A 17,622-nucleotide genomic window follows, 5' to 3' on the forward strand; every position below is an offset into this window, starting at 1 on the left:
CCGCGGGCGCCACCGTGCTTGTGCGTGCTGTGACCCAGGCGACGAACTCTGCCCCGGCCGGCCCCGCGCTCGGCTCCCTCGACCTCGACGCGGCGCCCCTGGTGCTCGGCGGCAACGTGTTCGGCTGGACGGCGGACGACGCGGCGTCCTTCGCCGTCCTCGACGCGTTCGCCGACGCCGGTGGCCGCATGGTCGACACCGCCGACGGCTACTCCGCGTGGGTGCCGGGCAACTCCGGGGGCGAGAGCGAGGAGACGATCGGGCGCTGGCTGGCGCGCACGGGTCGCCGCGACGACCTGCTGGTCGCGACCAAGGTCGCCGCGCACCCGCAGTTCCGCGGGCTCTCGGCGTCGAACGTGCGCGCCGCCGCGGAGGCGTCGCTGAAGCGCCTCGGCACCGACCGCATCGACCTGTACTACGCGCACTTCGACGACGCCGACACCCCTCTTTCGGAGACCGCCGCGGCGTTCTCGGCCCTCGTCGACGACGGCCTCGTGCGCGAGATCGGCGTCTCGAACTACACGCCGGAGCGGATCGACGAGTGGTTCGCCGCCGTCGACGCCGGCGGGCTGCACCGTCCCGTGGCCCTGCAGCCGCACTACAACCTCGTGGAGCGCGGGTTCGAGGACGGGCTGCGGCGGCCCGCCGAGCGGCACGGGCTCGGGGTGCTGCCGTACTACGCGCTCGCCTCCGGCTTCCTCGCCGGGACCTACCGTGACGGCGAGGCGCCCGACAGCCCGCGTGCGCACGGCGCGGCGCGCTACCTCGACGACCGCGGGCGGCGCGTGCTGGCCGCGCTCGACGACGTCGCGGCCGCCCACGACGTGCCCGTCGCGTCCGTCGCGCTGGCCTGGCTGCGCGCGCAGCCGACCGTCGTCGCTCCTATCGCCAGCGCCCGGCACACGGGCCAGCTCGGCGCCCTGCTGCGCTCGATGACGCTGGAGCTCACCCCCGACGAGCTCGCCCGGCTGGACGGCGCCTCGTCCTGAACCCGGAGCTGTCAGTGCCACGGTGACGTATACGTGCGTGTGGCCCTGACAGCTCGGGAGGCGGGTCGGTCCTCGCTCAGTCCTCGAGGGGGCCGAGCACCGCCTGCGCGACGGTGGAGTGCGCGGACTCGTCGTCGCTGGGGTGGAAGATGCCGGCCAGCACGTCGCGGTAGAGCCGCCCCAGCTCGGAGCGGTTGAAGTACGTGGAGCCGCCGGAGCAGCGGATCGCCTCGTCCACGACCTGCCGGGCCGTCTCCGTCACGCGGACCTTGAGCCCCGCCGTCGAGCGGAAGAAGCCGGCACCCTTGTCGACCTGGGCGTCGACCTCCCCGGCCACCAGGTCGAGCTGCGGCCACAGGCCGTCGAGCGCGAGGGCGGCCGTGCCGATGCGCCAGCGGATGTCCGGGTCCTGCGAGTAGGCCTTGCCGGTCTTCATCGAGCGCCGCTTCCCGACCGTCTCGACGGCGAGCGTCAGCGCGCGGTCCGCGATACCGAGGTACACGCTCGCGAGCAGGATCTCGAAGCTGGTGAAGATGCCCAGCACGTACGGGTCGAGGCTGGGGCCGGGCGCGATGCGGCGCAGCACGCGGTCGGCGGGCGCGAGCGCGCCGTCGAGCACCGTGGTGCAGGACTGCGACGCCCGCATGCCGAGCGTGTCCCAGTCGTCCTTGATCTCGAAGCCGCCGCCGTCGCGGGTGACGAACGCGTGCACGACGCGCGGGTCGTCGGGGTCGGTCGCGTCGTCCAGCCCCATGACGCCCAGGCGGGTCCAGCCGGGGGAGTTGGACGTGAAGATCTTCGTGCCGTGGAAGGAGTACCCGCCCTCGCCGTCCGGGCGCGCCTCGGTGCGCGAGCCGAGCAGCACCAGGTCGTTGCCCGCCTCGGAGTAGCCGAAGCCGAAGACCTCGCCGTGCGCCGTCTCCTCGAGCAGCCAGTCCAGAGAGTGGTCGCCGCGCTCGTGCAGGAACCGGGCCACGCCGACCCACACGTGGTGCATGTTCACCGCGAGGGCCGTGGCGGGGGCGGCGCCGGCGAGCCGCGCCTGCTCGCGCGCGGCCTCCCGCAGGGTCAGCCCGGCGCCGCCCAGGTGCTGGGGCACCATCGCCTGCAGGTACCCGGCGGCCTTCAGGTCGGCGAGGTCGTCGGCGAAGAACGCGTTCTCGCGGTCGTACGCCGCCGCGCGGCCGCGGATCGTCTCCAGCAGCTCGTCGGTGAGGATCTGGCGAGGGGCGGAGAGCGGCGAGGGGAAGGACGACGGCGCGGCGTCCGGTGAGGTCACAGGCATGACCTCACCGTACGCCGCGCCCTGGCCCGGCCGCCCGGGCTTCGACGGCGGCGGGCCTGACGACGGGTCAGACGTCCGCCGTCGCCTCCTGCGCCTGCGGCAGCAGGCGGTACAGCACGTCCGCCAGCGTGACGACGCCCAGCGTGCGCCCGTCGTGCCGCACCAGCGCGAGCTGCTCTCCCGCCTCGCGCAGCAGCGAGATCGCCGCGTGCACGGTGGTCGCCGCGTCGAGCACGAACGGCGCGCGCGCCACGGGTGCCACGGGGGCGGCGTCGTCGAGCAGCAGGGTGTCGCGCACGTGCACGACGCCGGTCACCTCGCCGTCGACACCGCCGTCGCGCAGCAGGATGCGCAGGTGGCCGGAGGTCACGGACGCCGCCCGCACGTCGGCCGCCGTCGCGTCCGCCGGCACCGCGGTGGGCCGCGCGCCCGCGGCCAGGAGCGTGTCGACCGTGAGGGTCTCCAGCTCCAGAGCGCCCGCGATCTGCGAGGAGTACGCGGCGTCGAGGGCGCCGACGTTCGCCGAGTGCTCCACGAGGTGACGCAGCGTGGTCGGGTCGTGACCCGCCTCGATGTGGTCCACCGGCTCCACGCCGACGGCCCGCAGGCACCGGTTGGCCAGCGCGTTGAGCCAGCGCAGCACCGGCCGGGTGAGCCACATGAACGCCCGCATCGGCAGGGCGAGCAGCGTGGCGGACGCCTCGGGGTGCGCGATGGCCCACGACTTGGGCGCCATCTCGCCCACCACGAGGTGCAGGAAGGTGACGATGATCAGCGCGAGCACGAAGCCTGCGACGTCGGCCACCCAGTACGGCGCCCCCCACTCGGCGAAGAGCGGCGTGAGCCAGTGGTGCACGGCGGGCTTGGTCACGGCGCCGAGCGCCAGGGTGCACGCCGTGATGCCGAGCTGGGACCCGGCGAGCAGCAGCGTGAGCTCGGACGAGCTGCGCAGCGCGGCCCGTGCGGACCGGCTGCGCGGAGCGGCGTCCTCCAGCCGGTGGCGGCGCGCCCCCAGCAGGGCGAACTCCACCGCCACGAAGAACGCGCTCAGCGCGATGATGACGACGGTCGCCGCGACGACGACCCAGGGGTTGCTCATCGGTCGTCCTCCTTCGCGGGGGCGGGCGTGGCGTCCGGGACGGGCTCGACCGTGCCCTCCGCGGTGCCCTCGAACAGGCGCACGCGCACCAGGTGGGGCACGTGGCGTTCGACCGAGATCACGTCGACCTCCAGCCAGCGACGGCGGGGCTCGTCGTGCACGAGGTCCGCCGGGTCCGGCGGCAGCTCGACCGTCACCGCGTCGCCCGCGCGGGGCAGCGCGCCGGTCTGCGCGATGAGCAGCCCGGCGACCGTCTCGTGGTCGCCGCGCGGCAGGTCGTGCCCGATGGCGCGCTCCGCCTCGTCCAGGTGGACGTCGCCGCCCATCACCCAGGCGCCGTCGTCCTCGGGCGAGACGGTGACCGGCAGGGCCGGGTCGTGCTCGTCGGTGATCTCGCCGACCAGCTCCTCCGCGAGGTCCTCGAGGGTGAGCACGCCCGCGAACCCGCCGTACTCGTCGACGACGACGGCGAGCTGGTTGCGGGTACGCGTCAGCTCGGTGAGGGCGTCCGGCAGCGCCATGAGGGTGGGCAGCACCGTGACCGGTCGCATGAGCTCGGTGACGGGCGCGGCGTCGCCGAGGCCGGTCCGCAGCAGGTCGGTGAGCTGGACGACGCCGAGCGCGCGGTCCTCGGCGTCCACCACGGGGTAGCGGGAGTGGCCGCCGGCCATGAGCGTGCGCAGCTCGCCCACCGTGAGGGCGGGGTCGACGGTGCCGACGCGCGAGCGCGGGATCATGGCGTGCTCGACGTCGTGCTGCGGGAAGTCGAGGATGCGGTCCAGCAGCACCGACAGGTCGTCGGGCAGGTCGCCGCTCTCGCGGGAGTCCGCGACGATGTGCTCGAGGTCGCGGGCGGTGGCGGAGTGCTCGACGTCGTGCACGGGCTCGATGCGCAGCAGCCGCAGCAGGGCGTTCGACGCCTTGTCGAAGACGGCGATGAGCCAGCCGAGCACCGTGAGGTACGCCGTCGTCGAGCCGGCCAGGCGCAGGGCCGTGGGCTCGGGGCGGGCGATGGCGAGGTTCTTCGGGAACAGCTCGCCGAAGAGCATCTGCACCAGCGTCGAGACGACGAGGGCCGCGACGGTGCCGACGGCCACGCCGACCCCGGTCGGGACGCCGACGCCGCCGAGCAGGGTTCCCAGCGCGTCGCCCACCAGGGGCTCGGCCACGTAGCCGACCAGCAGGCCGGTCACGGTGATGCCGAGCTGGGCGCCCGAGAGCACGAAGGACGTGCGGCGCGTGACGGCGAGGGCCCGCTTCGCGGTCGCGTCACCGGCCTCCGCGCGGGCGGCGAGCCGGGAGCGGTCCACGGTCATGTAGGCGAACTCCTGGGCGACGAAGTAGGCCGTCGCCGCCGTGATCACGAGGATCACCAGGATGCCGAGGAGGAGGGAGAGGACGGCGGTCACCGGTGGTGCACCGCCTCAGGGTCGAGCGGAGTCGGGGGCTGCGAGGAGCCCGGACTATGACTGGGATCGTCGGCGGGCGCGGCCTGGTCCTCGGCCGCGGGCGCCGCGATGGCGTTCGCGTCGTTCGTGATGTCCACGATCGCCCCAACGTCGCTCCCGTGCCATCGGTTCCCGGCGCTACGCTCCCGTGCACACGGTCGACGAGGACCGTGCCGCACGAAGGGACCGCCATGTCCGAGACCAGCACCGACCGCTCCGTCATCCGCAGCCCGCACGCCGACGTCGAGATCCCCGACGTCACCCTCCACGAGTTCCTCTTCGCCTCGTTGGACGACGCCGACCGGGGTCGTGTCGCCCTGGTCGACGGTCCGAGCGGTGCCACGACCACGTACGGCGAGCTGCGCGACCGCGTGGACGCCATCGCCGGGGCGTTCGCCGCCCGCGGCCTGGGCGTCGGGGACGTGGTGGCCCTGCACAGCCCCAACGTGCCCGCGTTCGTCGCCGTGTTCCACGGCCTGCTGCGGGCCGGGATCACCGTGACGACGATCAACGCGCTCGCGTCCGGGCGCGAGGTCGCCAAGCAGCTGGGGTCGTCGGGGGCGAAGGCGCTCGTGACGGTCTCCGCGCTGCTGCCGGCGGCCGAGGCGGGTGCCGACGCCGTCGGGATGGCGACCGCCGACGTGGTCGTGCTCGACGGCGCGGACGGCCACCCGTCGCTCGGCGAGCTCCTCGCGGGCGGCCACGCCGCGCCCGACGTCGCGTTCGACCCCCGCACGCACCTCGCCGTCCTGCCGTACTCGTCCGGCACGACCGGGCTGCCGAAGGGCGTGATGCTCACCCACCGCAATCTCGTGGCGAACGTGGTGCAGACGGAGGCGTACCTGCCCCTCACGCGCGACGACGTCATCCCCGCGGTGCTCCCGTTCTTCCACATCTACGGCATGACGGTGCTGATGAACGGCGCGATCTACCAGCGGTCGACGCTCGTCACGCTGCCGCGGTTCGACCTCGCCGAGTACCTGCGCGTCGTCGAGCAGCACCGGGCCACCGTGCTGTTCGTCGCGCCGCCCATCGCGCTGGCGCTCGCCAAGCACCCCGCGGCCGCCGGTCGTGACCTGTCGAGCGTGCGGATGCTCATGTCGGGGGCGGCGCCGTTCGACGAGCACCTGGCCGAGGCCGTGGCCCGACGCCTGCCGGGCGCCCGGGTGCTGCAGGGGTACGGGATGTCGGAGATGTCGCCGGTCTCGCACGTCGTGCCCGTCGACCGGACCGACATCTCCCCGGGCACCGTCGGCCTGCTGGTGCCGAACATGCTCGCCCGGGTCGTCGACCCGGCCACGGGGGAGGCGATCGCGCAGCCGGCCGAGGGCGTGAGCGCGCCCGGTGAGCTGCTGTGCGCCGGTCCGAACGTCATGGTCGGGTACCTCGCGGACGAGCAGGCCACCCGCGACACCCTCGAGCCGGACGGCTTCCTGCACACCGGCGACATCGTGACGGTCGACTCCGACGGCGCGTTCACCGTCGTCGACCGGCTCAAGGAGCTCATCAAGCACAAGGGCTACCAGGTGGCGCCGGCGGAGCTGGAGGCGCTGCTGCTCACGCACCCCGAGATCGCGGACGCGGCCGTGATCGGCGTGCCCGACCCGGAGTCGGGGGAGGTGCCGAAGGCCTTCGTCGTGCGGGCCGAGGGCAGCGCGCTGACTGCCGCGGACGTGCAGGACTTCGTCGCTGCACAGGTCGCGCCGTACAAGAAGGTGCGGGTCGTGGAGTTCGTCGACGCGGTCCCGAAGTCCGCCGCGGGGAAGATCCTGCGCAAGGAGCTCCGCGCCCGCTGAGGCGGTCGGGACGGCGGGCCCGGGTCCGGTAGGTTGGGCGGCGATGTCCGACGCCACCGCCGCTCCCACGACGAGCCCCGTCCCTGCCGTCCCGACCGCGGGTGACGGCACCCCGCGCAAGACCCGCGTCGCCGTGCTGTTCGGCGGGCGCTCGGGCGAGCACGCCATCTCCGCGTCCACCGCGGCCGGCGTGCTGCGCGCGATCGACCGCGACCGCTACGACGTCGTGCCCGTGGGCATCACGCGCGCGGGCCGCTGGGTGATCGCCGCCGACGACCCGGAGCGCTGGCAGATCACCGACGGCCGCCTCCCGGAGGTGACGGCCGACTCCGGCGCCGAGGTCGTGCTGTCGCTCACCCAGGGAGAGCGCACCCTGCGCGTGCTGGAGCCGGGTCAGGTGCCCGCGCTGCTCGGCGAGGTCGACGTCGTCTTCCCGCTGCTGCACGGCCCGTTCGGCGAGGACGGCACGGTGCAGGGCCTGCTGGAGCTGTCGGACGTGCACTACGTCGGCGCGGGCGTGCTGGCCTCGGCGGTCGGCATGGACAAGCACTTCATGAAGCTCGTGCTCGCCGGCCAGGGCCTCACGGTCGGCCCGTACGTCGTGATCCGGCCCCGGGACTGGGAGCGGGACCGCGCCGCGTGCGTCGCCGCCGTCGAGCCGCTGGGCCTGCCGCTGTTCGTCAAGCCGGCCCGCGCGGGGTCGTCGCTCGGCATCACGCGCGTGGACGACCTGGCCGACCTGCCCGCCGCCGTCGAGGCCGCGCGCGAGCACGACCCCAAGGTGGTCGTCGAGGCAGGGATCGAGGGTCGCGAGATCGAGTGTGCGGTGCTCGGCGGGCACGACGGCGCCCGGGCGCGCGCGTCGCTGCCCGGCGAGATCGTCGTCGACCACGACAGCCACGCGTTCTACGACTTCGAGGCGAAGTACCTCGACGAGGCGCACGTCGACCTGCGCTGCCCGGCCGAGCTGCCGCAGCCCGTCATCGACGAGATCCGCGAGGTCGCGGTGCGCACCTTCGAGGCCGTGGAGGCCGAGGGGCTGTCCCGGGTCGACGTCTTCGTCACCCCCGACGAGCGCGTGATCGTCAACGAGATCAACACCATGCCGGGGTTCACGCCGTTCTCGATGTACCCGCGCATGTGGGAGGCCTCGGGCGTGAGCTATCCCGAGCTCGTCGACGAGCTCATCCAGCTCGCCCTGGAGCGGCCGACCGGCCTGCGCTGACCGCGCCACGCCCGGAGGGTCAGGGCACCACCAGCTCGCCGAGCGGGCCCGGCGCGTGCGCGACCTCCCACAGGAACCCGTCGGGGTCGGTGAAGTAGCCGGAGTAGCCGCCCCACTCGCGCCGCACGCCGTCGCGGACGGTCGGCGCCCCGGCCCGGCGCGCCTGCTCGAGGACGGCGTCCACGCCGGCAGGGGCCCCGACGTTGTGCGCGAGGGTCAGCGGCGCGGTGCCGCCGCGCACGACCGGCCCGATCTCCTCGGTGGCGTGCTCCTCGTCCCACATCGACAGCACGACGTGCTGGCCGACCTGGATCATCAGCACCTCGCCGGGGGCCTCGAGGAGCGGTTCCCAGCCCAGGCCGTCCACGTAGAACCGCCGGGTGGCGGCGAGGTCGGAGACGACGAGGGTCACGAGGCTCAGGCGTTGGTCCATCCGGACACCGTGCCACGGGCGGCCGACGCGCGCCTCGGCAGTCGCGTCAGGTGCACTGCGCGGTCGGCGGCACGTTGCTCACGGCCTGGGCGAGGTCGCCGATGAACGACGTCGAGTGGCTCTCGGTGACCGACGGCGGCACGACGACCTCGACGGCGGGCTCGCGGCCGTAGGTGGTGAACCGCCACGTGCCGTCCTTCCCGGCCTCGACGATCCAGTCGACGGCGCCCGCGGGCGACTCGACCCGCTGGCAGTCGGGCGACGGCCCGGGCGGGGTGACGCCGCAGCGCAGGGTCACGGCGGCCCCGGGCTCGCCCCAGGCGGCGGTGGCCTGGGCGTTGGTCTTCGCCTTGTCGAGGTCGCCCGCGAGCACGTCGGGCAGCGCGAGCATGACGGGCGCGCAGTCCGGGTTCGCGGCGTCCTCGGCGGGCGTCGCGCCGATCGTGGTGGCGCAGGCCGCCAGCGGGAGGACGAGGACGCCCAGCGCGGCGGCGCGGGCGGCACGGGACGGCATCAGGGCACGAGCACGACGGAGCACACGGGGCACGGCGACCACGCTACCGGGCGGGACGTGCCCGACGACCGCCTACAGTCGTCCCCGTGACCGACGCCACCCGCCCCCTCGTGCGCGACCTGTCCGAGGAGGACCTGCTCGCGCGGATCTTCCCGCTGCTGCCCCTGGCGTCGGCGACCCTGCTCGGCCCGGGGGACGACGCGGCGGTGGTGGCGGCCCCGGACGCGCGGTTCGTCGTCACGACGGACGTGCTCGTCGAGAACCGGCACTTCCGCCGGCGCTGGTCGGGCGGGTACGACGTCGGGGCGCGGGCCGCGACGGCCAACCTCGCGGACGTCGCGGCGATGGGCGCGCGCCCGACCGCCCTGGTCGTGTCGCTCGTGGTCCCGGGAGACCTGCCGGTCGACTGGGTGACCGGGCTGGCCCGCGGCCTCGCTGACGTGTCCGCGCCGGTCGGCGCGGGCGTCGTGGGCGGGGACCTGTCGGGAGGCGAGACCGTGGTCGTGGCGGTCACCGCGCACGGCGACCTGGAGGGCCGTGCCCCCGTGACGCGCGCCGGCGCGCGGCCGGGCGACGTCCTGGCCTACGCGGGGCACCGTGGGCTCTCGGCGGCAGGCCTCGCGCTGCTCGACGCCGGCGCGGCGACCCCGGCGGACGCGACGACCGTCGACGACGCGGCGGGGGTCGGGGCCTGCGTGGCCGGCTACCTGCGCCCGCAGGCGCCGCTCGCCGCCGGCCCGGCGGCGGCCCGGGGCGGGGCCACCGCGATGCTCGACGTCTCCGACGGACCGCTGCGCGACGCGGGCCGGCTGGCTCGCGCGAGCGGCGTCGGCGTGGACGTCGAAGCGGGCGCGCTGGCGGGCGACGTCGAGCGGCTGCTGCCCGCCGCCCGGGCGCTGGGGCTCGGGCCGGAAGCCGCCCGGGACGCCGCGCTGGGGTGGGCTCTCACCGGGGGAGAGGACCATGGCCTGCTCGCCGCGTTCCCGCCCGGCGTCGCGCTGCCGGCGGGGTTCCGGCGGGTGGGGAGCGTGCGACCGGGGCCCGCCACCGTCACCGTCGACGGCACGGAGCCCGCCGCGCGCGGCGGCTGGGACCACTTCGGCGGCTGAGCCGCGGGCGACGACGCTCAGCCGCGGCGGTAGCGCACCTCGGTGACGGGGGTGTCGCCGATGTCGTCCATGCGCTCGACGCCGTCCGCCTGGAAGCCGTGGCGGCGGTAGAAGTGCCGTGCGCGCTCGTTCTGCGCGAGCACCCACAGCGACATCGGCGTGCCGTCGGGGACGTCGGACAGGACGGTGCGCATGAGGTCGCGGGCCACACCGCGGCCCCAGGACTCGGGGTCGAGGTAGATCGCGTAGAGCTCGAGGTCGCCGTCCTCGGCGTCCTCGTCGCGCGACGGTCCGTAGCTCGCGAAGCCCAGCAGGCGCCCGTCGCCCTCGGCGACGAGGGTCGTGCGGGTGCCCTCGTCGAGGATCTGCTGCCACTGGGCGGCGCGCTCGGCCGCGTCGAGGGAGTCGAGGTACTCGGCCGGCAGCACGCTGGCGTAGGCGCCCTTCCACGAGGTGAGGTGCACCTGGGCGATCCGCCCGGCGTCGGTCACGGCGGCGGGCCGGATCTCCACGTCGCTGTCGGTCTGCACGATCATCTGCTCAGAGTGCCACGCCGCCGCCGCTTCGGCCAAGGCCGTTTGGTGAATCCTTCACGAATTCTTTGCCGGTGTCCGCGGGCGACGAGCGCGCCGGGACGCGGGGGGTGTGCGAGGGGACGACGAGACGCCCGTCGGGAAGATCCCGACGGGCGTCTCGTGGAAGCGTCGATGCACCGGGCGTGCCCGGTGCGCAGGCTCAGGCCTGGCGCGTGACCTTGCCCGCCTTGAGGCAGGAGGTGCAGACGTTCACACGCTTGGGGGTGCCCGCGACCACGGCACGGACGCGCTGGATGTTCGGGTTCCAGCGGCGCTTCGTGCGGATGTGGGAGTGCGAGATGCTGTGCCCGAAGCCCGGGCCCTTGCCGCAGACGTCGCAGTTGGCAGCCACGGTCTCTCCTGAATCGTCGTGACACGACCCGCGCCAGGGCAGCAGGACGTGAAGCTTGGTGGTTGGGGGAGCCCGGAACAAGCCGGGCAACCACACGAGGATAGCCGATGTCGGGAGTGCCCCTCAACGTGGGGTCCCTCACCGCTACCGTGGGGGGCGTGCAGCAGCCCGAGCTCCTCGACGCCGCCGTCGTCCGTGCCTGGGTGAGCACCGCCGCCCGCGCCCTGGCGGAGGCCCGCGCCGAGATCGACCGCGTGAACGTCTTCCCGGTGGCCGACGGCGACACCGGCACCAACATGTACCTCACGATCCGCGACGCCGCGGCGGCCGTCCGCGTGGCGCCGGCCGACGCGGGTGGTGCGCGGCTCCTGCGGCTGGCCGCCCGGGCCGCGCTGCTCGGGGCCCGGGGGAACTCCGGGGTGATCCTCAGCGAGTGGCTCCGCGGCCTCACGGTCGCGGCCACGCGGGGCGACAGCCTCGCGATCGCGCTCGACACCGCGGCCCGGACCGCGCGCCGCGCCGTCGCGCACCCGGCACCGGGCACGATCCTCACGGCGGCGGAGTCCGCCGCGGCGGCGGCCCGGCACGCCGAGGCGGGAGGGATGGTCGGTCCCGCCGGGGCGGCCGCACGACTGTCCACGACCGACGCGGCGTGCCGCGGCGCGCGGGAGGCGGCGCTGCGCAGCGTGGGGGCGCTGGAGCCCCTGCGTGCGGCGGGCGTGCTCGACGCCGGCGCCTGCGGGCTGGTGCTCGTGCTGCTGTCGCTGGCGGCGGCGCAGCGGGCGGCCGCCGAGGGAGTGTCGGGGGCGTCCGGCAGCATCGGCCCCGTGCTGCTGGACATCGACCTGCGCGGCCATGTCGGTCATGCCGCTCCCGCGCCCGCCGCGGGGGGCGACGACGCGTCGTCGCCCGACCAGGGCGCGGCGTCCGGTGGCGTCCGTGACGCCGGCCGGCACGAGCACGGCGGCGTCGCGACGGACGACGTCGAGCTCATGTTCGTGCTGGAACGGTCGGCGTCCGCTGCCGACTTCAGCCCCGGCGCGGTGGCCGACGCGCTGCGCGCCGACCTGGACGACGTCGGGAGCTCGGTCGTCGTCGTGGGCGGCGGCGCCGAGGACGGCGCGGGCGCGGGTGACGCCGACCGGTCGCTCTGGCAGGCCCACGTGCACACCGCGGACCTCGACGCCGCGCTCGGCGTGGCACGGCGCTGGGCGTCGCGGGGCGCCGTGTCGCGGGTGTCGGTGCGCCACCTCGCGGTCCCGCCCGACCGGTGGGCGGTGGTGGTCACGACGGCCGCGCCGGCGCTGGCCGCGGAGCTCGCGCGCGGCGGCGCCGTCGTGGTCCTGGACCTCGACGTCCCCCCGACCGCGGCGGACCTCGTCGCCGCGGCCGTCGGGGCGGGTGCCCCGCGGGTGCTGGTCCTCGCGCCCGAGGCGCTGCAGCCCGACCCCGCGGGCCCCGGGGCGGAGGCCGCGGACGAACCCGAGGCGGCACCCGAGATCGTGCGGGTCGTCGCGCCCGGGGACGTGCACCTCGTGGCGGGGATGTCCGCGCTGGCGGCGACGCTCGACGACCCCCGGGAGGAGGACGCGGGCGTCCCCGACGCCGTCGGCGCGGTGGTCGCCGGGCTGCGCGTCGGCGGCGGCCCGGCCGTCACGGTCGGCGCGGTCGTCAAGCGGCTCGTGGCGGGTTCCCCGACCGCGATCGTCACCCTGCTGCCGGACGACGACGTCCCCGACGCCACGGTCGAGGTGCTCGCGTCGAGGGCCGCGGCCGTGTCCGACGGCGCGGACGTCGTCGTCATGCGCACCGGCCGCCCCGGGGACCACGTGGCGATCGGCGTCGAGCCGCTCCACGCCGACGCGGCGGAGGGCCGCGCATGACCGGGCGCGAGGGCGAGGCGCTGACCAAGGTGCTGGGGGCCCGCAGCGCGGGCCCGCTCGCCAAGCTGGGGCTCGTCACCGTCGGGGACCTGCTGCGGCACTACCCGCGCCGGTACGGCGACCCCGGCACGCTCACGGACATGGACAGGCTGGCGCTCGGCGAGCACGTCACCGTGATGGCGCGGGTCGCGCGGGCGACCGTCCGGACCATGCGTTCGCGCGCGGGCGCGATGCTGTCGGCGGTCGTCACGGACGGCCGGCACGAGCTGGCGCTGACGTTCTTCGCCAAGCGTGCCGGCGCGTTGCGGCCGCACGAGGACAAGTTGCGACCGGGGCGCGTGGGGCTGTTCACGGGGGTGGTGAGCGAGTACCGCGGCACCCGCCAGCTCACCCACCCGGACTACGTCCTCGTGGGCGTCGACGCGGACGACGCCGAGGAGGCGATGTTCGAGGCGAGCCGCCCCATCCCCATCTACCCCGCGTCGTCGTCCGTGCCCTCCTGGCGCATCCAGCGGGCCGTGCGCACGGTCCTCGACCCGCTCACCGAGGCGGACGTCGAGGACCCGGTGCCCGACGAGGTCCGCGCCCTCCACGGGCTGCCGGGCCGGCTCGACGCCCTGCGCGCGATCCACCACCCCGTCGACCAGCGCGCGTGGCAGCAGGCGCGCCACCGCTTCCGCTTCGAGGAGGCCTTCGTGCTGCAGGCGGCGCTCGCGCAGCGCCGGGCGCACGCCGCCGAGCAGGAGGCCACCGCCCGCCCCCTCCGCGGCCCGGGGGAGCCGAGCCTGCTCGCCGACTTCGACGCGGGCCTGCCCTTCACGCTGACGGAGGGGCAGGCCTCGGTGGGCGAGGACCTGGCGCACGAGCTCGCGCAGGCACGCCCCATGCAGCGGCTGCTGCAGGGCGAGGTGGGGTCCGGCAAGACGGTCGTGGCGCTGCGGGCGATGTTGCAGGTGGTCGACGCCGGCGGGCAGGCCGCGCTGCTGGCGCCCACGGAGGTGCTCGCGGCGCAGCACGCCCGCACGCTGCGGTCGCTGCTCGGGCCGCTGGCCGAGGGCGGACTGCTGGGCGGGGCCGCGCACGGTACCCGGGTGGCGCTGCTCACCGGCTCGCTCGGCGCGGCCGCGCGCAAGGAGGCGCTGCTGCAGGCGGCCGGCGGCGAGGCGGGGATCGTCGTGGGCACGCACGCCCTGCTGGGCGACCAGGTGCAGTTCGCGGACCTGGGCCTCGTCGTCGTCGACGAGCAGCACCGGTTCGGCGTCGAGCAGCGGGACGCGCTGCGCGCGAAGGGGCGGGTGGCTCCGCACGTGCTCGTCATGACGGCCACGCCCATCCCCCGGACGGTCGCGATGACGGTGTTCGGCGACCTCGAGACGTCGTCGCTCACGCAGGTGCCGGCCGGCCGGGCCGGCATCACGTCGCACGTGGTCCCCGCCGGCAACCCGCGGTGGATGGAGCGCACCTGGTCGCGCGTGCGCGAGGAGGTCGACAAGGGTCACCGCGCCTACGTCGTGTGCCCGCGGATCCACCCTGACGACGACCTGCCCGCCGGGGGCGGGGCCGCGGCGAAGGACTTCGACGACGTCCCGGACCTGCTCGAGCTCGTGGACGGCGACGGCGCGGGGGACGAGCGCCCGCCCCTGCGCGCCGTGCTCGAGGTGGCGGACATGCTGCGCGAGACGCCGGCGCTCGCGGGGCTCGACGTCGGCGTGCTGCACGGTCAGATGGCGCCCGCGGACAAGGAGTCCGCGATGGCGCGGTTCGCGGCCGGCGAGCTGCAGGTGCTGGTCTCCACCACCGTGATCGAGGTGGGCGTGGACGTACCCGAGGCCACGGTGATGGTCGTCTTCGACGCCGACCGGTTCGGGCTGTCCCAGCTGCACCAGCTGCGCGGCCGCGTCGGGCGCGGCGCGGCACCCGGGCTGTGCCTCCTGGTCTCGACGGCGCAGCCCGGCACGCCCGCCGCGACCCGGGTCGAGGCGCTCGCAGAGACGACCGACGGCTTCCGGCTCGCGACCCTGGACCTCGAGCTGCGCTCCGAGGGCGACGTGCTCGGGGCCGCCCAGTCCGGCCGGTCCAGCTCGCTGCGGCTGCTGCGCGTCGTGCAGGACGCCGACCTCATCGCCGACGCGCGGCGCGAGGCCACCGCCGTCGTCGACGCGGACCTCGAGCTCGGCTCCCACCCGGAGCTGCGCGCGGCGATCGCCGCCCAGCTGGACGACGAGCAGGAGGAGTTCCTCGAGAGGGCGTGACCCGTCGACTGGTTAGGCTCGGCGCCATGACGAGGATCGTGGCCGGCCGGTTCGGCGGGCGCTCGCTGCAGGTGCCGCCGAAGGGCACGCGACCCACCAGCGACCGGGTCCGCGAGGCGATCTTCTCCCGGCTGGACCACCTCGACGTGCTGGACGGCGCGCGGGTGCTCGACCTGTACGCGGGCTCCGGCGCGCTCGGCCTCGAGGCCGCGAGCCGCGGCGCCGCCGCGGTCGTGCTGGTGGACGCGAACCGGCGGGCGGCGGACGTCGCCCGCCGCAACGTGGCGACCCTGGGCCTGCAGCGCGAGGTGCGCGTCGTCGCCGACTCCGCGGAGCGGTTCGCGGCGGGTGCCTCACCGTCCGCCGGGACGGCCGGGGCGTCCGGGTACGACGTCGTCTTCCTCGACCCGCCCTACGACCTGGCCGAGGACGCGCTCGCGACGGTCCTGGCACATCTGGCCGCGCCCGGGGTGCTGGCCGCGGGCGCCGTCGTCGTGGTGGAGCGGTCCACCCGCAGCCCCGAGCCGGTCTGGCCCGCGGGCATGGAGGCGTTCGCCCGCAAGGACTACGGCGAGACGGCGGTGCACTACGCCGAGCCTGCCGACCCCGCCGGGGCCGCCGCGCCGGACGCCCCGGGGGCCGGCGGGGCGTAGCGCTCCGCCCCCTCGAGGACGGCGACGGGTACGGCGGCCAGCGCCTCGGCGTGGGCCGGGTCGACGAGCGCCACGGACTCCCCGGCCGCCGCGTCGAGCAGCCGCCGGACCGCGGGGTCGCCGGGCACGGTGCCCTCGCACTCCCGGAGGTGCTCGAGGAGGAAGCCGCGCACGGCGGCGGCCGGCACCGAGCCCGCGCCCGGCTCCGTCCCGAGCGCCACCAGCAGCATCGCGGGGACCCGCGGCGACCCCGGGCCCCCGATGCCCGGCTGGAAGTAGGGCAGGGCGAGCGCACGCGCCCCGTGCCGCGCGTAGAAGCGCAGGCGGGCCGCCGGGTCGCCATGGGTCGGGTGGACGGGGTGGTGGCCGGGGTGCTCGACCTCCGCCAGCACGATCACCGGGTGCAGCTCCTCGCGCCACCCGGCGAGCGACCGGTCCAGCAGTCGACCGCCGACCCCGCCGCCACGGTGCCCGGGCGCCAGCGCGAGGTAGTCCACGAGCAGCACCTGCGTGGCCCGCGACCACGAGGCCACGATCCCGGCGACCACCCGCCCGTCCCGCTCCACGCCGTAGGCCGTGAGCTCGCCGGAGGCGAGGCCGGCCCGCAGGTCGTCGGGCGACGTGAGCTCGTCGGGCGGGAAGGACGGCGCCAGGACGTCCCGCCACAGCGAGTCGACCTGGGCGGCACCGGTCAGGGGCACCACGGTCGGCTCCGCGGGCGACGGGTGGGGCGTGGCGTCGTCGGTCATGCCCCCAGGGTGTCCCCGTCGCGGGGTGACGGCACCCCGACCGGGCTCCCGGGGATCGCGACACCGCTGTACTAGCGTGACGGCGTGAGCATCGCCGTCTGCCCCGGGTCGTTCGACCCGATCACGCTCGGCCACCTCGACATCGTGCGGCGCACGCGCCGGATGTTCGACGTCGTGGTGGTCGGGGTGGCCCGCAACGCCGCCAAGAACGCGCTGCTCGGCCCCGAGGAGCGGGTGGAGCTGGCCCGGGCGGCGCTCGCGGCCGACCCGGAGACCGCCGACGTGCGGGTCGAGGTGGTGCCCGGGCTGCTGGTGGACTTCTGCCGGGAGCGCGGGGCGGTCGCGGTGGTCAAGGGCCTGCGCGGCGGCGCGGACTTCGACTCCGAGCTGCCGATGGCCCTCATGAACCGACACCTGACCGGGATCGAGACCGTCTTCGTGCCGGGGGAGCAGCGGTACGCGCACGTCGCGTCGTCGCTGGTCAAGGACGTGGCCCGGTACGGGGGACCGATCGACGACCTGGTGCCGGACGGCGTCGCGGACGCGGTGCGAGCCGCCCTCCGCAGATGACGCAGGGCCGATGAGCTGGACCGAGCAGCAGGGCAAGGAGCAGGGGATGAGCGAGACGACCGAGACCACGACCGGGACCGGCCAGGGGGACAACCCGGCCGGCGGGCTGCTGGACATCCTGGAGGACCTGGCCGCGCTGGTCGAGAACGCGCGCTCCGTGCCGCTGTCGACCAACGTGAAGGTGGACCGCGACCAGGCGCTCGCGCTCGTGGACGAGCTGCGCGACGCGCTGCCCACGCAGGTGGCCCGCGCCGACGAGGTGCTCGCGGCCGCCCGCGACACCCTGGACGACGCGCACCGCCAGGCGGAGGAGATCGTGGCCGCCGCCCGCGCCCGCGCGATCGAGCTGGTGCAGTCCGAGCAGGTCGTCGTGCAGGCGCAGTCGCGGGCTGCGGAGGTGGTCGCGGAGGCGGAGACGCGCGCGGCGGCGCTGCGCACCGACGCCGACTCGTACTGCGACGGGCGCCTGGCGGACTTCCAGCAGGACCTCGAGGCCCTGACGAACCAGGTGCGGGCCGGTCGGGAGAAGCTGGCCGAGCGCCTCGAGCAGGGGGCGCCACGGGTGCGGTGGGACGCCGTCGCCGACCCGCGCTGGCCGCAGGAGCGGCGCTCCTGACCTGCGCCGTCGGTCGTCGCCAGGCGTGAGAGGCGCGTCACTCCCGGGCGTGCTGCGCCGCGGCGCCAGGATGG

17 protein-coding genes are annotated in these 17,622 nt (G+C 75.7%); 9 read left to right on the forward strand and 8 right to left on the reverse strand.

Features of this window, described 5'->3' with window-relative positions; all coding sequences use genetic code 11:
• Window positions 1-29: 29 nt before the first annotated feature.
• On the forward strand, window positions 30-989 hold the full coding sequence (locus ACH443_RS06660) for an aldo/keto reductase (RefSeq protein ID WP_430589842.1): 960 nt from the start codon (window positions 30-32) through the stop codon (window positions 987-989).
• Between the two features lie 76 nt (window positions 990-1,065).
• Here ACH443_RS06660 and ACH443_RS06665 read toward each other — a convergent pair whose 3' ends face one another.
• The 3 genes from ACH443_RS06665 to ACH443_RS06675 all read right to left on the reverse strand — a co-directional run bounded on the left by ACH443_RS06665 (window position 1,066) and on the right by ACH443_RS06675 (window position 4,782).
• Window positions 1,066-2,274 carry an acyl-CoA dehydrogenase family protein gene (locus ACH443_RS06665; RefSeq protein ID WP_429763990.1) on the reverse strand — a complete coding sequence of 403 codons (1,209 nt, stop codon included), beginning with the start codon at window positions 2,272-2,274 and terminating at the stop codon, window positions 1,066-1,068.
• Window positions 2,275-2,341: 67 nt separating this feature from the next.
• Window positions 2,342-3,373, reverse strand: coding sequence for a CNNM domain-containing protein (locus ACH443_RS06670; protein WP_430589843.1), 1,032 nt, complete (start codon window positions 3,371-3,373; stop codon window positions 2,342-2,344).
• Window positions 3,370-4,782 carry a hemolysin family protein gene (locus ACH443_RS06675; RefSeq protein ID WP_430555914.1) on the reverse strand — a complete coding sequence of 471 codons (1,413 nt, stop codon included), beginning with the start codon at window positions 4,780-4,782 and terminating at the stop codon, window positions 3,370-3,372. Before ACH443_RS06675 ends, ACH443_RS06670 begins: the two co-directional genes overlap by 4 nt.
• 230 nt (window positions 4,783-5,012) lie before the next feature.
• Here ACH443_RS06675 and ACH443_RS06680 point away from each other — a divergent pair, with 230 nt between their 5' ends.
• Together ACH443_RS06680 and ACH443_RS06685 are read left to right on the forward strand one after the other, a co-directional pair.
• Window positions 5,013-6,617, forward strand: a complete 1,605-nt coding sequence (locus ACH443_RS06680) for an AMP-binding protein (RefSeq protein ID WP_430589844.1) — start codon at window positions 5,013-5,015, stop codon at window positions 6,615-6,617.
• A 43-nt stretch (window positions 6,618-6,660) separates the two neighbouring features.
• Complete coding sequence (locus ACH443_RS06685; protein WP_430589845.1) at window positions 6,661-7,842, forward strand: D-alanine--D-alanine ligase family protein; 1,182 nt, start codon at window positions 6,661-6,663, stop codon at window positions 7,840-7,842.
• A 19-nt stretch (window positions 7,843-7,861) separates the two neighbouring features.
• Here ACH443_RS06685 and ACH443_RS06690 read toward each other — a convergent pair whose 3' ends face one another.
• Together ACH443_RS06690 and ACH443_RS06695 are read right to left on the reverse strand one after the other, a co-directional pair.
• Window positions 7,862-8,275: a VOC family protein gene (locus ACH443_RS06690; RefSeq protein ID WP_430555911.1), complete on the reverse strand. Its 414-nt coding sequence runs from the start codon at window positions 8,273-8,275 to the stop codon at window positions 7,862-7,864.
• Window positions 8,276-8,321: 46 nt separating this feature from the next.
• The gene (locus ACH443_RS06695; RefSeq protein ID WP_429763997.1) at window positions 8,322-8,822 is read right to left on the reverse strand and encodes a DUF3515 family protein; all 501 of its coding nucleotides are present in this window, start codon (window positions 8,820-8,822) and stop codon (window positions 8,322-8,324) included.
• A gap of 53 nt (window positions 8,823-8,875) precedes the next feature.
• On the opposite strand from ACH443_RS06695, the gene ACH443_RS06700 reads away from it, so the two are divergent.
• Window positions 8,876-9,898: a thiamine-phosphate kinase gene (locus ACH443_RS06700; protein WP_430589846.1), complete on the forward strand. Its 1,023-nt coding sequence runs from the start codon at window positions 8,876-8,878 to the stop codon at window positions 9,896-9,898.
• A gap of 17 nt (window positions 9,899-9,915) precedes the next feature.
• On the opposite strand, the gene ACH443_RS06705 is transcribed toward ACH443_RS06700, so the two are convergent.
• Together ACH443_RS06705 and rpmB are read right to left on the reverse strand one after the other, a co-directional pair.
• Window positions 9,916-10,434 carry an N-acetyltransferase family protein gene (locus tag ACH443_RS06705; RefSeq protein ID WP_429763999.1) on the reverse strand — a complete coding sequence of 173 codons (519 nt, stop codon included), beginning with the start codon at window positions 10,432-10,434 and terminating at the stop codon, window positions 9,916-9,918.
• A 199-nt stretch (window positions 10,435-10,633) separates the two neighbouring features.
• Window positions 10,634-10,825: a 50S ribosomal protein L28 gene (gene rpmB, locus ACH443_RS06710; RefSeq protein ID WP_069984843.1), complete on the reverse strand. Its 192-nt coding sequence runs from the start codon at window positions 10,823-10,825 to the stop codon at window positions 10,634-10,636.
• Window positions 10,826-10,932: 107 nt separating this feature from the next.
• On the opposite strand from rpmB, the gene ACH443_RS06715 reads away from it, so the two are divergent.
• From ACH443_RS06715 to rsmD, 3 genes are read left to right on the forward strand one after another with little or no spacing between them, the layout of a single operon-like run.
• Window positions 10,933-12,708 carry a DAK2 domain-containing protein gene (locus ACH443_RS06715; RefSeq protein WP_430589847.1) on the forward strand — a complete coding sequence of 592 codons (1,776 nt, stop codon included), beginning with the start codon at window positions 10,933-10,935 and terminating at the stop codon, window positions 12,706-12,708.
• Window positions 12,705-14,960 (forward strand): ATP-dependent DNA helicase RecG, encoded by a 2,256-nt coding sequence (locus ACH443_RS06720; protein WP_430589848.1) that lies wholly within the window; start codon window positions 12,705-12,707, stop codon window positions 14,958-14,960. Before ACH443_RS06715 ends, ACH443_RS06720 begins: the two co-directional genes overlap by 4 nt.
• Window positions 14,961-14,986: 26 nt before the next feature.
• Window positions 14,987-15,613 carry a 16S rRNA (guanine(966)-N(2))-methyltransferase RsmD gene (gene rsmD, locus ACH443_RS06725; protein WP_429764002.1) on the forward strand — a complete coding sequence of 209 codons (627 nt, stop codon included), beginning with the start codon at window positions 14,987-14,989 and terminating at the stop codon, window positions 15,611-15,613.
• Here rsmD and ACH443_RS06730 read toward each other — a convergent pair.
• Window positions 15,547-16,362, reverse strand: coding sequence for a GNAT family N-acetyltransferase (locus ACH443_RS06730; RefSeq protein WP_429764003.1), 816 nt, complete (start codon window positions 16,360-16,362; stop codon window positions 15,547-15,549). The two genes, rsmD and ACH443_RS06730, sit on opposite strands and share 67 nt — an antisense overlap.
• Window positions 16,363-16,446: 84 nt before the next feature.
• Here ACH443_RS06730 and coaD point away from each other — a divergent pair, with 84 nt between their 5' ends.
• Together coaD and ACH443_RS06740 are read left to right on the forward strand one after the other, a co-directional pair.
• Window positions 16,447-16,932: a pantetheine-phosphate adenylyltransferase gene (gene coaD / locus ACH443_RS06735; protein ID WP_429764004.1), complete on the forward strand. Its 486-nt coding sequence runs from the start codon at window positions 16,447-16,449 to the stop codon at window positions 16,930-16,932.
• A 46-nt stretch (window positions 16,933-16,978) separates the two neighbouring features.
• Window positions 16,979-17,548, forward strand: a complete 570-nt coding sequence (locus ACH443_RS06740) for a hypothetical protein (protein WP_429764005.1) — start codon at window positions 16,979-16,981, stop codon at window positions 17,546-17,548.
• Window positions 17,549-17,622: the final 74 nt, after the last annotated feature.

Source organism: Isoptericola sp. NPDC019571, from assembly GCF_044389385.1.
GTDB classification, from domain to species: Bacteria; Actinomycetota; Actinomycetes; order Actinomycetales; family Cellulomonadaceae; genus Isoptericola; species Isoptericola nanjingensis.